The following is a 13,278-nucleotide window of genomic DNA, read 5'->3' on the forward strand; positions in this document are numbered from 1 at the left end:
CGCGGCAGCGCCGACATCCCCGGCACGCCCACGTGGCGCGCGGCATCGGGCCAGGGCTGCGCGCCGGCGGCCGCGAGCGCGGCGGCGAAGCCCGCGCCCTCGGCGCGCAGATACTGGGCGCCATGATCGAATTGCAGCCGGAGGCCGTCCTGCTCGGCCCGGCGGGTCGCGAGCCGGCCACCCGGTGCGCGGCCCTTGTCGAAGATGCGCACGGGAATGCCGCGTGCCGAGAGCGCGCGGGCCGCGGAGAGGCCGGCGAGGCCGGCGCCGATGATGGCGATCATGCCGCCGGTATGGCGGCATTGGCGCGCCGCGCAAGTGGGTGAGGAAGCACCCGTCGCCCTTGCGCTGCATGCGGGGGATTCAACCCTCGGCTAGCCGCGGCGCCCTACGACCGTTGCCGGCGCCAGCATGGCGCCAGGAGGCCCCTCGATGACGACCTTGTCCAGCACGCCGCGGGCGGTCACGCATAGGCGCGCTCGACCCGCGGTCCCGGTGCGGTCGCGATCTCGCGGATGATCTTGCGGCGCACGGCGCCCGAGAAGGATTCGTAGCCCTCCGCCACCATCAGGAAGGCGCCGGGGCCGCCGATCACCTGGTCGCGGTAGTATTCGTCGACCGGCGGCAGCCCCGCCAGCAGCGCCGAGGGCTGCGGGGTCTGGTCCAGCACCGCGAGGCCGTTCAGCACGATGCCCTTCGCGAGCGCCTCCTCGCGCGCCTGCGCGAGCGGCCGTCCGGAATTGTTCACCCCGTCGCCCGAGATGTCGACCACCTGACGCAGCCCGGAATAGCGCGTGCCGAACTGGCGCGCCGCGTAGTCGATCGCGCCCGAGATCGAGGTGTAGAGATAGGTCTCGCGCGAGGCCGCATCGACCGCCGCGGCGAAGCGCGCGCAGGCCGCCGCGCCATCCAGGCGCATCCACGGCACCAGCGTGTGCTGGATGTTCCAGTCCGACCAGACAAACAGCGTGACGGCGATGGCGCCGAGCGGCCCGCCGGCGATGCCCTCGGCCAGGCGCGGGTCGCGGAAGGCGGCGGCGTAGCCGCTCATCTGCATCTCCATCTCCTGCGCATCGACCGAGCGGGAGACATCGACGGCGAGCACGAGCTCGACATCGACCTCCTCGGTGGCGCGGGCGGAGCGGGCGGAGATCAGGGCCGGGGCGGCGAGGCCGGCGGCGAGGAGCAGGCGGCGGGAGAGGGTGCGCGACATGGTGAACACCTCCGATGGGGCCGTGCGTCGGGTGCTGTCCTTCCTCGCGCCTTCTGTCCGAAGGTCGGCGCCCGGAATGCCAGAGGGCATTGTGCGGCGCAACAAGAGAGTGAATGATTCTGACCAATTTTGCGTAAGCAGCAGGCAAGACGCCCAGGTGACGCTCATCGCCAGGGCATCAATGGACAGGATGCTTGGGAAGGAGGCAACGCGGACGCAGTGGCGGCGTTGACTATATTCCTATACGCGTCCCGTTCGCAGGACCGCAACAGAAATCGCCCGCCACGACGTCCCCCGTGCGGGCCGGGAGGGTTCGCCCGGCGCCCTCATGGCGGGGCCTGGGCCCCCCCGGGCCGTGCAGGCCGCCTCAGAAGCCGCCGCCCGCCGCCAGCCAGGCCGTCTCCGCCGCCGTGCTCTCCCGCCCCAGCGCCGCGTTGCGGTGCGGGAAACGGCCGAAGCGCGCGATCACCGCGCGGTGCCGCCAGGCGTAGTCGATCGTCCCGCCCGGCTTCGCCATGCGCGCATCGTCGCGCAGCCCCTCGAACAGCGCGACCGAGAGATCCTGGTCGGCCATCGCCTCCGAATGCTCGAAGGGCAGGTAGAGGAAAACGCGCTCAGTGCGGCTCAGCGCCAGGTCGAAACGGTGCGCCAGCACCACCTCGCGCGCGATGGCCCGCGCATGCGCATCCGCGGCGAAGGCCTCGGCGCTGCCGCGATGCAGGTTGCGCGGAAACTGGTCGAGCAGCACCAGCAGCGCCAGCGCCCCGTCGGGCAGCGCGGCCCAGTCGTCGAGCGCACCGGCGCGCGCCGCCGCCGTCGCCACGCCGAAGCGCTCGCGGATCGCGGTGTCGAAGGCGTCGTCGCGCTTGAACCAGGCCTCGCGAGAGGTGTCGGGGCCCTCGGCGAACCAGAAGGCGAGGATCTCGGCCGGGGTGGTCATGCCAGGGCCCTTTCCAGCAGGCGGACGGAATGCAGCGCCTCGCGCCCCGCCAGGTCCGCGATCTGGTGGCGGCAGGATGTCCCGTCGGCGACGATGAAGGCCTCCGGCCCGGCGGCGCGCACCGCCGGCAGCAGGGACAGTTCCGCCATGGCCTTCGAGGCGCCGAGCGTCTCCGCCTGGTAGCCGAAGGCCCCCGCCATGCCGCAGCAGGACGACGCGATGGGCGTCACCTTCAGCCCCGGGATGCGCTTCAGCAGGGTCACCGCGGGCGGGAAGGCGCCGAAGGCCTTCTGGTGGCAGTGGCCGTGGATATGGGCCTCGCCTTCGAGCGACCGCAGCGGCAATACCGCCTTCTCGCGCTCGAGGAACTCGCTCAGCAGGAAGGCGCGGCCCGCCAAGGCTCGCGCAGGCTCGCCCGGCAGCAGCGCGAGGAATTCGTCGCGCAGCGTGGTGAGCGAGGACGGCTCGATGCCCACCACCGGCGAGGTCCAGGCCGACAGCGCCGCGAGCGTGCGCCGCGCCTCCCTCCGCGCCTGATCCACCAGCCCCGCGGCGAGCAGCGTGCGCGCGTCATCCAGCGGGCGCATCCCGCGCGGCGGGCGCGCCACCGCCGGGTCGTAGCCGGCGGCACGCAGTACGCGGATGGCGGCGCGCAGGTTGTCGGGTTCGAAATACCGGTTGAAGGCGTCGGGCAGCAGGATGACCTCGCCCTCGCGCCCATCCGGCGCGCGCAGTTCCGCGTCATGGAAGGCGCCCCAGGCGAAGCGGGGCAGGGAGCGTTCCGCCGCCAGGCCCAGCAGCCGTTCGGACAGCGCCGCGAGCCCGGGGATGCTGTCGCGCGCATTGGCCAGCGGCGGGGCCAGCGACGCCCAGCGCGCCCAGCGCGGCAGGGTGGCGATGATCCGTTCGCGCCAGCCGATGCCGTGCTGCTTCGCGCGCGCCGCCAGCACCTCGATCTTCATCCGCGCCATGTCCACGCCGGTCGGGCATTCGCGCTTGCAGCCCTTGCAGGAGACGCAGAGCGCCATCGCCGCCGCGACCTCGTCCGAGGCCAGCGCGCCGGGCAACTGACCCGTCAGCGCGAGGCGCAGCGTATTCGCCCGCCCGCGCGTGAGGTGCTGCTCGTCCCGCGTCGCGCGGTAGGACGGGCACATGACGTTGGCGTCGAACTTCCGGCAGGTGCCGTTGTTGTTGCACATCTCGACCGCGCCCAGCAGGCCGCCGAGCGGGCCGGGATGCTCGGACCAGTCCAGCACCGGCGTGATGGCCGCATCCGCGGCATATCCGGGCGCGTAGCGGAACAGCGAGCGGTCATCCATGCGCGGCGGGCGCACCACGCGCCCGGGGTTGAGCAGCGCGGCAGGGTCGAAGGCGTCCTTCACCTCCTCGAAGGCGCGGGCGATGCGCGGGCCGAACATCGTCTCGTTGAATTCCGATCGGACGATGCCATCGCCATGCTCGCCGGAATGGCTGCCCTTGTACTCGCGCACCAGGGCGAAGCATTCCTCGGCGATGGCGCGCATCTTCCGCACGTCCTCGCCGTCCTTCATGTTCAGCACGGGGCGGACATGCAGGCAGCCGACCGAGGCATGCGCATACCAGGTGCCCTTGGTGCCGTGCTTCGCGAAGACGTCGTTCAGGCGTTCCGTGTAGTCCGCGAGGTCGGGCAGCGCGACCGCGCAATCCTCGATGAACGACACCGGTTTCCCGTCGCCCTTCATCGACATCATGATGTTGAGCCCGGCCTCGCGCACTTCCGCGATGGCGGCCTGGAAGCCCGCATCGGTGGCGCGCACCACGGCATCCGGATAGCCGAGGTCGGCCATCATCTCCTCGAGCCAATCGAGCACGCGCAGCAGCGGCGCGTCCTCCTGCCCGTGGAACTCGACGATCAGCAGGCTGTCGGGTTCGCCCTTCACCATGCGGTCGATCGTCGCGCGATAGATCGGGATCGACCGCCCCAGGTCGATCATCGTCCGATCCACCAGCTCCACCGCCTCGGGGTCGAGCGTGACCAGGTGCTGAGAGGCCGCCATGGCCGCGCGGAAGGTCGGGAACTGGCAGATGCCCAGCGCCTTGCGCGGCTTGATCGGCCAGAGCTTCAGGTCCAGAGCCGCCGAGAACGCCAGCGTGCCCTCGCTGCCGACCAGGATGCGCGCGAGGTTGCCGCGACCTTCCGCGCGCGCGGCGGGTGTCAGCGATTCGATGTTGTAGCCACCCACGCGCCGCAGCTGGTTCGGAAAGCGCGCGGTGATCTCCTCCGCCTCGCGCGCGCCCAGTGCGCGCAGGCGCTGGATCAGCTCCGCCGCCGGTGCGGGCACATCGGCGCCGAGGTTGTCCGGCAGCGCGCCGAAGGTGAAGCGCGACCCGTCCGCGAGCAGCGCGTCGATCGCGGTCACGTTGTCCGCCATCAGCCCGTAGCGGATCGACTTCGACCCGCAGGAATTGTTCCCCGCCATGCCGCCGATGGTGCAGCGCTGCCAGGTGGAGGGATCGACCGGGAAGAACAGCCCATGCGGCTTCAGCGCATCGTTCAGCGCGCCGAGCGTGATGCCCGGCTGCACCCGCGCGCGCTGCCCTGCCGCGTCCACCTCGACCACGCCGCGCAGGTGCTTGGTGCAGTCCAGCACCAGCGCACGGTTGACCGTCTGCCCGCATTGCGACGTGCCGCCGCCGCGCGGCAGGACCGGGATGCCTTCCTCGCGGCACAGCGCCATCGCCGCCTGCACGTCTTCGATGCTGCGCGGCACCAGCACGCCGTAGGGTTCGATCTGGTAGATCGACGCATCCGTGGCGTAGCGGCCGCGGTCGGCGGCGGAGAACAGCACCTCGCCCCGCGTCTCGCGCCTCAGGCGCTCGGCGAGGCGGCTGTCGCCGATGGCGGCGCGCGGCGCGGTCACGACATTCATGGTCCAACCCTGGTCTGGCGTGGCGCGGAGCCTATAGCCCGCGCGAATGCTCCACGAATGGATACTCCTGATCGATCGCACAAGCCGAACTCATTGGCGCGGCGGCCCGCTTCGCGGCATGAAGCCCGGACACGAGAGGACCCGTCCCATGGCCTATTTCCAGTCCAAGCCCACCGCCGGCCGCCATTTCCTGCAGATCCCGGGCCCCAGCAACGTGCCCGACCGCGTGCTGCGGGCCATCGACAACCCCACCATGGACCATCGCGGCCCGGATTTCGGCCTGTTTGGCAAGCAGCTGCTCGAGAAGGTGCGCCACGTCTTCGGCACCAAGGGCCATGTCATCATCTACCCGGCGAGCGGCACCGGCGCCTGGGAAGCCGCGCTCGCCAACACGCTCAGCCCCGGCGACCGCGTGCTGATGTGCGAGACCGGCTGGTTCGCCCATCTGTGGCAGGAGATGGGTGATCGCCTCGGCATCGTCACCGACCTGGTGAAGACCGACTGGCGCCGTGGCGCGGACGTCGCGCAGATCGAAGCCCGCCTGCGCGAGGACAAGGCCCACGCCATCAAGGCGGTGTGCGTCGTGCACAACGAGACCAGCACCGGCTGCACCTCCCGCATCGAGGAAGTGCGCCGTGCGATGGACGCCGTCGGCCACCCCGCGCTGCTGATGGTGGACACCATCTCCTCGCTGGGTTCCATGGACTACCGGCATGACGAGTGGGGCGTGGACGTCACCGTCTCCGGCTCGCAGAAGGGGCTGATGCTGCCGCCGGGCCTGTCCTTCAACGCCGTCAGCGCCAAGGCGCTGAAGGCGTCCGAGACGGCGAAGCTGCCGCGCTCCTTCTGGGCCTGGCAGCCGATGCTGGCCGCCAATGCGACCGGCTACTTCCCCTATACGCCGGCGACCAACCTGCTCTACGGCCTGGATGCCGCGGTGGACATGCTGCTCGAGGAAGGGCTCGACAACGTCTTCGCCCGCCACGACCGCCACGCGGAGGCGACGCGCCGCGCCGTGCGCCACTGGGGCTTCGAGATCCAGTGCGCCGAGCCGCGGCACTATTCCTCCGTGCTGACCGCGGTGCGCCTGCCGGAGGGCCACAGCGCCAATGCGCTGCGCGCCACCATCCTCGAGCGGCACAACATGTCGCTGGGCAACGGGCTCGGGCAGCTCAACGACCGGGTGTTCCGCATCGGCCACCTGGGTGATTTCGGCGACCTGCAGCTGGTCGGCACGCTGGGCGGCGTCGAGATGGGGCTGCGCGCCGCCGGCGTGCCGCACAGCCCGGGCGGGGTGCAGGCGGCGATGGACTACCTCTCGGGCAACGCTTGAGCCGCGGTCCGATGACCGAAGGGGCGAAGGCCCCGAAGGTCCGAATTGGCCCGCCAGGCGTGGAGCTTCCTGATGACCGAAGGGGCGAAGGCCCCGAAGGTCTGAATCGGCCCGCCAGGCGTGGAGCTTCCCGATGACCGAAGGGGCGAAGGCCCCGAAGGTCTGAATCGGCCCGCCATCCGAACCTAGAACAGCGCGGCCACCTTCGGGTCGTGGAAGCGCTGCACCTCGATCGCGTAGCCGGCCGGGTCCTCGAAGAAGAAGTGCTCGCAATAGGTGCCGCGCTGGATGGGCGTCAGCGCGGCCACCCCGGCGGCCGCCAGGCGCGCATGCCAGGCGGCCACGTCCTCGGCCACGATGGTCAGCAGCACGGCGCTGCGCGGCTGGTGGCGCAGATGCCCGCGCGTGCCGTCCACGATGCCGAAATAGGACCGGCCGGCGATGCGGTAGATGCGCGCCATGCCCTGGTTGAGCACCAACTCGAAGCCCAGCACGTCCTCGTAGAATGGCGCCACCGTCGCGATGTCGGGGTAGTAGAAGAAGGTGATGGCGTAGTCGGCCGGCATGGCGCGCTCCCGTTCTGCGCCGCGCAGCGTGCGCGATCGCCCTTCGCGGTCAACCCGGGTCCCAGCGGTCGCAGAAGGCGGCCACGTCGTCAGACTGGAACGCCGGCAGGCGCTCCATGATCGTCTCGAAGGGCCAGTCCCACCAGGCGATGCACCGCAGGCGCTCAGCGATCGCAGGCGGGAAGCGGTCGCGGATCGGGCGCGCCGGCACGCCGCCCACGATGCTGTAGGGCGCCACGTCCTTCGCCACCACCGCGCCCGCCGCCAGCACCGCGCCGTCGCCCACCGTGACACCCGCCATCACGGTCACGCCATGGCCGATCCAGACATCGTGGCCGATGGTCACGCGGTCCGCCCGGCGCGCGGCGAAGAAGCCGGCGTCGCGCCGCTGCGTCGCGTCGTAGTATTCCGGGCAATAGGTGAAGCGGTGCTGGGCGGGGCGGTCCATCGGGTGGTTCGGCGGGCCGATGCGCACATGCGCCGCGATGGCGCAGAACTTCCCGATGGTGGCATCCGCCACCTGGCAGTCATGGCCGAGATAGGAGAAGTCGCCGAGCTCCGCATATTCCACCGAGGACCGCTCCAGCACCTCGCAGCAGCGCCCGATCGCCGCTTCGCGCAGGCGCACGCTCGGGTGGATCACGGTCTCGGCGATCTTGGGGCGGGCGGGCGGGTGGTCCATGGCGGTGCTCCGTGCGGGGGGCGGCCGAGGACAGGCGCGCCGCCGCGCCGCGTCAATGCGGATGGCCGGGCGCGCCATCCGCATGCGCCCCACGGCGCCGCACCCGGCCTTGCGGCGGAGCGTCGCGATGTCGCGCAATCGTCACGCCCCCCCGCGACTTGCGCGCCCCGTGCCGCCTCGTCCATCGTCGGTGCACCGAAGGAGACGCCGATGCCCGATGCCCCGCCCATCGAGGTCTGGACCTGGCCCACACCGAACGGCCACAAGGTCCACATCCTGCTCGAGGAACTGGCCGAGTCCGGGCAGGGCCTCCCGTGGCGCATCATCCCTGTCGCGATCGGCAAGGGGGAACAGTTCCACCCCGAATTCCTCGCCATCACGCCCAACCACCGCATCCCCGCCATCGTCGACCCCGACGGGCCGGGTGGTGCGCCGCTGAAGCTGTTCGAGAGCGGCGCCATCCTGATCTACCTGGCCGAGAAGGCCGGCTTGCCCCTGATCCCCTCCGACCCCGCCACGCGCTACACCTGCCTGCAATGGCTGATGTTCCAGATGGGCGGCGTGGGGCCGATGTTCGGCCAGTACAACCACTTCGCCAACTACGCGGCCGAGAAGATCCCCTACGCGATCGAACGCTACAGCAACGAGGTCGCCCGCCTGCACCGTGTGCTCGACAAGCGCCTGGCCGAGAGCGCCTTCCTCGCCGGGCCGGACTACAGCATCGCCGACATCGCGACCTTCCCCTGGATCCGCAACCCGGACCGCCGCGGCGTTGATCTCCGTCAATATCCGAACGTGGCGCGCTGGCACGATGCCATCGCCGCCCGACCGGCGGTGATGCGCGGCGTGGCGGTGCTGGCCGAGAACCAGCGCCGCGGCACCATGACGGACGCGGAACGCGAGATCATGTTCGGCAAGACCCAGTTCGCGGTGCGCTAGGCGCCGCCAACCAACAGGAACGCCAGGAATCCCATGGCCGAGATCGACCACATCGTCATCGGCGCCCGCACTCTCGAGGACGGGGCGCGCTACATCGAGGAAATGCTGGGTGTGAAGCCGTCGAAGGGCGGCGCGCATCCAGGTGTGGGCACGCACAACATGCTGCTCGGCATGGGGGCGAACTGCTATCTCGAGGTCATCGCCCCGGATCCCGCGCAGCCCGAACCGCCGCATCCGCGCCCCTTCGACCTCGACGACCCCTCGCTGCGCACCATGCTCGAGGCCGAGCCGCGGCTCATTGCCTATGTCGCCTCGACCCCCGCGCTCGATGCCGTCGTGGCGCGCCTCGGAGCCTCCCATGCCGGGGAGATCAAGGCCATGAGCCGCGGCAACTTCGCCTGGCGCATGGCCTTCCCGCCGCAGCGCCAGGACATGGACAACCTGATCCCGCCGCTGATCCAGTGGGAGGGCGAGCGTGCCGGCAGGCATATCCGCGACTCCGGCTGGCGCCTGGTGTCGATCGAGGCGGAACACCCCGATGCCCCGGCGCTGCGCAGCGCGCTCACGGAGCGCGGCCTCGCTGATGCCGTGAAGGTCCGCCAGAGCCCCCATCCGCGCATGGTGGTCCAGCTGCGCCACCGGGATGGGCGCGAGGTCACGCTCACGAGTGCATGATCCGCCCGGGGCGCCGCCCGTTCATCTTCCGTCGATGCAGGACCTGTAGCATGGTTCCGGAGCGCGCGCTCCGTCGCGTTGCATGAGGAGTGGCATGCGCGCTTCACGCCGCGGGACGGTATCTCCAGACGCTGGCCGGTGGCAGGTTGAGCGGCGTCCAGGTTTCGCGCTGCGCCGTGAGGCCGAGCCCGCGCCAGGGCAGCGGCGAGGTGATGCAGTAGGTATACAGCAGGAAGCCGCGGCCCGGCGCCACCGCCTCCACCGCCTCGACGAAGCGCCGCTGCTGCGCGATCGGCAGCAGCACCAGCGGGATGCCGCAGATTGCCGTGCCGACGCGCCCGTGCAGCGCGGCCGGCAGTGCCTCGGGCAGCGCGAAGGCGTCGCCCTGGACCACGGTCACGCCGGGGAAGGCGCGGGCCAGGTGCTCGGCCATGTCCGGCACGATCTCGACCACCACCAGTCGCTCGGCCGGCACGCCGCCGGCCAGCAGGGCGCGGGTGATCGCGCCGGTGCCTGCGCCGAGTTCGACCACCACCTCGTCGCCGCGGCGCTCCACCAGCGCCGCGATGCGCCGCCCGAGCGCCGGCGAGGACGGCACGACCGAGCCCATCTGGAGCGGATTGGCCAGCCAGCGACGCAGGAACAGCCCTACGCCGCCACCGCTCCGCGTCTGCCTGTCGCCATCGCCGATGGTCAGTCCCGACATCGATCCCTCCGTGACGAAATGATGACGAATCAAAGGGTTGTCATCGCCCCGCCGCTGATACGTCGCCTCAGGCATCCCGGCCAGTTACCGTTCCATGGCGCCCGAGCGGGGGGCTGCGCGTGACCGCGCGCGTGCTGGTGGTCGATGACGTGCCGGCCAATCTGCGCCTGCTCGAGGCGAAGCTGCGCGCCGAGTATTTCGAGGTCGCGCTCGCCGCCTCCGGGCCCGAGGCGCTGGCGCTCAGCACCGCCTGGGCGCCCGATGTCATCCTGCTCGACATCATGATGCCGGGCATGGACGGCTACGAGGTCTGCCGCCGCCTCAAGGCGCAGCCTGGCACCGCCCATATCCCGGTGGTCATGGTCACCGCCCTGACCGAGCAGCCCGAGCGCGTGCGCGGCCTGCAGGCCGGGGCGGACGACTTCATCTCGAAGCCGGTCGACACCGCGCTGCTCTTTGCCCGGCTGCGCGCCTTGCTGCGCGTGAAGCAGGTGCTCGACGCCTGGCGCATCCGCGGCGAGACCGCCCGCGACATGGGCTTCGAATCGACCGAGATGCCCGAGGACGGCTTCTTCGGCGCGCGGCTGCTGCTGGCCGGCGGCGAGGCGGCCGAGGCCGAGGCGGTGGGCGCGGCGCTGGCCGCCGACGGCATCCTGCTCGATCACGCGCCGGACGAGCAGGCCGCCTGGGAACGCCTGCAGGATGAGATGCACGACCTGGCGCTGCTGAGCCTGCCGCTGGCCGGCGGCGATGCGCTGCGCCTCACCTCGCGGCTGCGCGCGCGCACCGAGACCCGCGACATGCCGCTCGTGCTGCTGGCGGCGGAAGACCAGCGCCAGGCGGTGCTGCGCGCCTTCGACCTCGGTGCCTCCGACCACGTGATGCGCCCGGTGGACCCGCCGGAACTCCGCGCGCGGGTGCGCAACCAGCTGCGCCGCCGCCGCTACCAGGACCTGCTGCGCGAGAGCCTCGACCGGTCTCTCGAACTGGCGGTGACGGATGCGCTGACCGGGTTGCGCAACCGCCGCTATGTGCGCCGGCACCTCGACGGGCTGCTGCGCAGCGGCGCGGCGGTGGCGGTGCTGCTGATCGACGTGGACCGCTTCAAGCCGCTGAACGACCGCCACGGCCACGCCGCAGGCGACGTGGCGCTGAAGGCGGTGGCCGACACGCTGCGCGAGCACCTCCGCGCGGTGGACATCGTGGCCCGCTACGGCGGCGAGGAATTCATGGTGGTGATGGCGAGCGCCGGGGAGGAGGAGGCCGGCGCCGTCGCCGAGCGCCTGCGCGCCGCCGTCGCCGACCGCCCGATCGCGGTGCCCGGGGTGATGCTGGCGGTGACGGTGAGCATCGGGACGGCCATCACGCGCGGGACGGTCGGCGCCGACCGCCTGATCGCGGCTGCCGATGCGGCGCTGTACCGGGCGAAGGAACGCGGCCGTAACCGGGTGGAGGCGGCGACGGCGGCGGATTGGAGCGCGGTGACGGAGTAGGGCACTCACGGTCCCGGCCGGATTTGCCGGCGCGCCGGGAACCGCCCCGGCGCCTCGCAGCCTGAAAGATCACCAGCTGCCAGGCAGGCGCGGTCTGCCGCGCGAAAATTCCGGGATGTCGAGGGGATGACCCGCGTCGAATTGCCCGGCGCCGCGCCGGCTGATTCAAGGCGAGCGAGCACAGCCAGGAGAAACGCGGGGCGCTCCGCCGTGCGGCGCTGCCCTGTCGCATGCAGCCGGGGCCATGCGGCCCCGCAGGTGCTACTTGATCTTGGCTTCGCGGAAGACGACGTGCTTGCGCGCCACCGGATCGTACTTCTTCTTCTCCATCTTGGAGGTCATCGTCCGGGTGTTCTTCTTCGTCACGTAGAAATAGCCGGTATCGGCGCTGCTCACGAGACGAATGAGGATGGTGTTCGACTTGGCCATGTCACGACTCCGTGGCCCGCGGGCGAAGCCACCCTGGGCGCGAGGGACGGGAAACTAGCGATCGGCGCGGTGGCGTCAAGTGCGGGCGGGTCTGCGCATGACCGGCGCATAACCGCCGGCGGTCGCGGTCCTGCCGGGCACGGCCACGGCGGGCGGGCCGTGATGACCCAGGGAGCGCCCTCAGCTGCGCGGCCGGGATGGCGGCGCCGGTCCCCCGCCTCGCGGTCCCGGATGACGGCGCGGGACCTTTCGCCGGGGGTCAGGCCGGCAGCGCCGCCGCAAGTCGTCGCAAGGCCGCCTCGCGCTGCGTCACCACCGGCGCGAAGGCATCGCGCGCCATCTGCACCACGCGCGGCGGCGCCTTGCCGGGCGAGCCGGCCGCGAAGGGCGGCTCCGGATCATACTGCATGTACAGCTGGATTCCCTGCGCGACGTCCTCCCCGCGCAGGCGCGCCGCAACGCGCAATGCGCCGTCGAAACCCGATGTCACGCCAGCCGCGGTGACGAACGGCCCGTCCTCGACGACGCGCTCGTCCACGGGAATGGCGCCGAGCAGGGGCAGCAGGTGATGGCTCGCCCAATGCGTGGTGGCACGCCGGCCGCGCAGCAGGCCGGTGGCCCCCAGGAGGATCGCCCCCGTGCAGACGGTGAAGACCAGCTGCGCGCGTTCGGCCTGGCGGCGCAGCCATGCCATGAGCACCGGGTCCTGCATCGCGGCGTCCACGCCGAAGCCGCCCGGAATGTGCAGCACGTCGAGCTGCGGCGCGTCCTCGAGCGTCGCGTCCGGCAGGAAGCGCAGCCCCTTCATGTCCGTCACCGGATTCAGGCTGCGGGCATAGAGGCGCCAGGTCGAATCCGGCAGGCGCGAGAGCACCTCATGCGGGCCGCTCAGGTCGACCTGGTCGATGTCGGGAAAGATCACGCTGCCGATGTTCAGATGGGCCATGACGGTGGTCTCCTCGGTCCGCACCACCGATCGCCCCCGTCGGCACTGCCTCCGATAGCCCCGGCACGGAGAACGAGAATGATGCAACCCCCGGCGATCTCCAAGGACCGGGATGCGAGCGGGCGTGCCGAACCTCAAGGCACCGGCCGCGAGCGGAGCGGGCAGGGGGCGACCCGAGGCGACGGACGCGCGGCCCGGGACCGCGCTGGGTCGGGCCAGGGACCCGCCACGCGCCTGGGGCTTCGGCCCGGTGCGCCCCAGCCCGGCCGGTCCCAGGCATGAGCGCACTCCCGCCCGACCAGCCGATCTCGGGACCTACCCCTATCGCGCCAGCGCCGCCGCCATCGCCAGCGGGTCGGCCGCCAGGGCGCGGGCCAGCGGCACATCCCCTTCGCGCGCGTCCCCGGCCGGGCACGCGGCGCGGATCGCCTCAGCCTCGGCCAACGG

At 71.6% G+C, this 13,278-nt stretch carries 13 protein-coding genes; 4 read left to right on the forward strand and 9 right to left on the reverse strand.

The annotated features are described in order from the left end of the window. From HW578_RS14420 to HW578_RS14435, 4 genes are all read right to left on the reverse strand, one after another. Positions 1–284, reverse strand: a 284-nt coding sequence (locus tag HW578_RS14420; RefSeq protein ID WP_198371247.1) for an FAD-dependent oxidoreductase, incomplete at its 3' end; no start/stop codon positions are given. Between the two features lie 179 nt (positions 285–463). After that, positions 464–1,213, reverse strand: coding sequence for a DUF1194 domain-containing protein (locus HW578_RS14425; RefSeq protein ID WP_198371248.1), 750 nt, complete (start codon positions 1,211–1,213; stop codon positions 464–466). Between the two features lie 367 nt (positions 1,214–1,580). Beyond that, a complete protein-coding gene (locus HW578_RS14430) occupies positions 1,581–2,153 on the reverse strand; it encodes a DUF924 family protein (protein WP_198371249.1) in 573 nt (190 codons plus the stop codon). Continuing rightward, the gene (locus HW578_RS14435) at positions 2,150–5,062 is read right to left on the reverse strand and encodes an FAD-binding and (Fe-S)-binding domain-containing protein (protein ID WP_198371250.1); all 2,913 of its coding nucleotides are present in this window, start codon (positions 5,060–5,062) and stop codon (positions 2,150–2,152) included. Before HW578_RS14435 ends, HW578_RS14430 begins: the two co-directional genes overlap by 4 nt. A gap of 148 nt (positions 5,063–5,210) precedes the next feature. Here HW578_RS14435 and HW578_RS14440 point away from each other — a divergent pair, with 148 nt between their 5' ends. Beyond that, positions 5,211–6,395 carry a pyridoxal-phosphate-dependent aminotransferase family protein gene (locus HW578_RS14440; protein WP_198371251.1) on the forward strand — a complete coding sequence of 395 codons (1,185 nt, stop codon included), beginning with the start codon at positions 5,211–5,213 and terminating at the stop codon, positions 6,393–6,395. A 185-nt stretch (positions 6,396–6,580) separates the two neighbouring features. On the opposite strand, the gene HW578_RS14445 is transcribed toward HW578_RS14440, so the two are convergent. Together HW578_RS14445 and HW578_RS14450 are read right to left on the reverse strand one after the other, a co-directional pair. Next, positions 6,581–6,961, reverse strand: a complete 381-nt coding sequence (locus tag HW578_RS14445) for a VOC family protein (protein ID WP_198371252.1) — start codon at positions 6,959–6,961, stop codon at positions 6,581–6,583. A gap of 49 nt (positions 6,962–7,010) precedes the next feature. Next, complete coding sequence (locus tag HW578_RS14450; protein ID WP_456308283.1) at positions 7,011–7,727, reverse strand: DapH/DapD/GlmU-related protein; 717 nt, start codon at positions 7,725–7,727, stop codon at positions 7,011–7,013. A 126-nt stretch (positions 7,728–7,853) separates the two neighbouring features. On the opposite strand from HW578_RS14450, the gene HW578_RS14455 reads away from it, so the two are divergent. Together HW578_RS14455 and HW578_RS14460 are read left to right on the forward strand one after the other, a co-directional pair. After that, the gene (locus HW578_RS14455; protein ID WP_198371254.1) at positions 7,854–8,582 is read left to right on the forward strand and encodes a glutathione binding-like protein; all 729 of its coding nucleotides are present in this window, start codon (positions 7,854–7,856) and stop codon (positions 8,580–8,582) included. A 33-nt stretch (positions 8,583–8,615) separates the two neighbouring features. Then, complete coding sequence (locus tag HW578_RS14460; protein WP_198371255.1) at positions 8,616–9,257, forward strand: VOC family protein; 642 nt, start codon at positions 8,616–8,618, stop codon at positions 9,255–9,257. Between the two features lie 103 nt (positions 9,258–9,360). Here HW578_RS14460 and HW578_RS14465 read toward each other — a convergent pair whose 3' ends face one another. Beyond that, positions 9,361–9,963: a class I SAM-dependent methyltransferase gene (locus HW578_RS14465; RefSeq protein WP_198371256.1), complete on the reverse strand. Its 603-nt coding sequence runs from the start codon at positions 9,961–9,963 to the stop codon at positions 9,361–9,363. Positions 9,964–10,082: 119 nt separating this feature from the next. On the opposite strand from HW578_RS14465, the gene HW578_RS14470 reads away from it, so the two are divergent. After that, positions 10,083–11,456, forward strand: a complete 1,374-nt coding sequence (locus HW578_RS14470; RefSeq protein ID WP_198371257.1) for a PleD family two-component system response regulator — start codon at positions 10,083–10,085, stop codon at positions 11,454–11,456. Between the two features lie 261 nt (positions 11,457–11,717). Here the strand turns inward: HW578_RS14470 and rpmG are convergent, their stop codons facing one another. Together rpmG and HW578_RS14480 are read right to left on the reverse strand one after the other, a co-directional pair. After that, complete coding sequence (gene rpmG, locus HW578_RS14475) at positions 11,718–11,885, reverse strand: 50S ribosomal protein L33 (protein ID WP_168041378.1); 168 nt, start codon at positions 11,883–11,885, stop codon at positions 11,718–11,720. A 259-nt stretch (positions 11,886–12,144) separates the two neighbouring features. Further along, positions 12,145–12,831 carry a DJ-1/PfpI family protein gene (locus HW578_RS14480; protein WP_198371258.1) on the reverse strand — a complete coding sequence of 229 codons (687 nt, stop codon included), beginning with the start codon at positions 12,829–12,831 and terminating at the stop codon, positions 12,145–12,147. Between the last annotated feature and the right edge of the window lie 447 nt (positions 12,832–13,278).

The sequence above is a fragment of the Roseomonas rosulenta genome, assembly GCF_016106005.1.
Taxonomy (GTDB): domain Bacteria; phylum Pseudomonadota; class Alphaproteobacteria; order Acetobacterales; family Acetobacteraceae; genus Neoroseomonas; species Neoroseomonas rosulenta.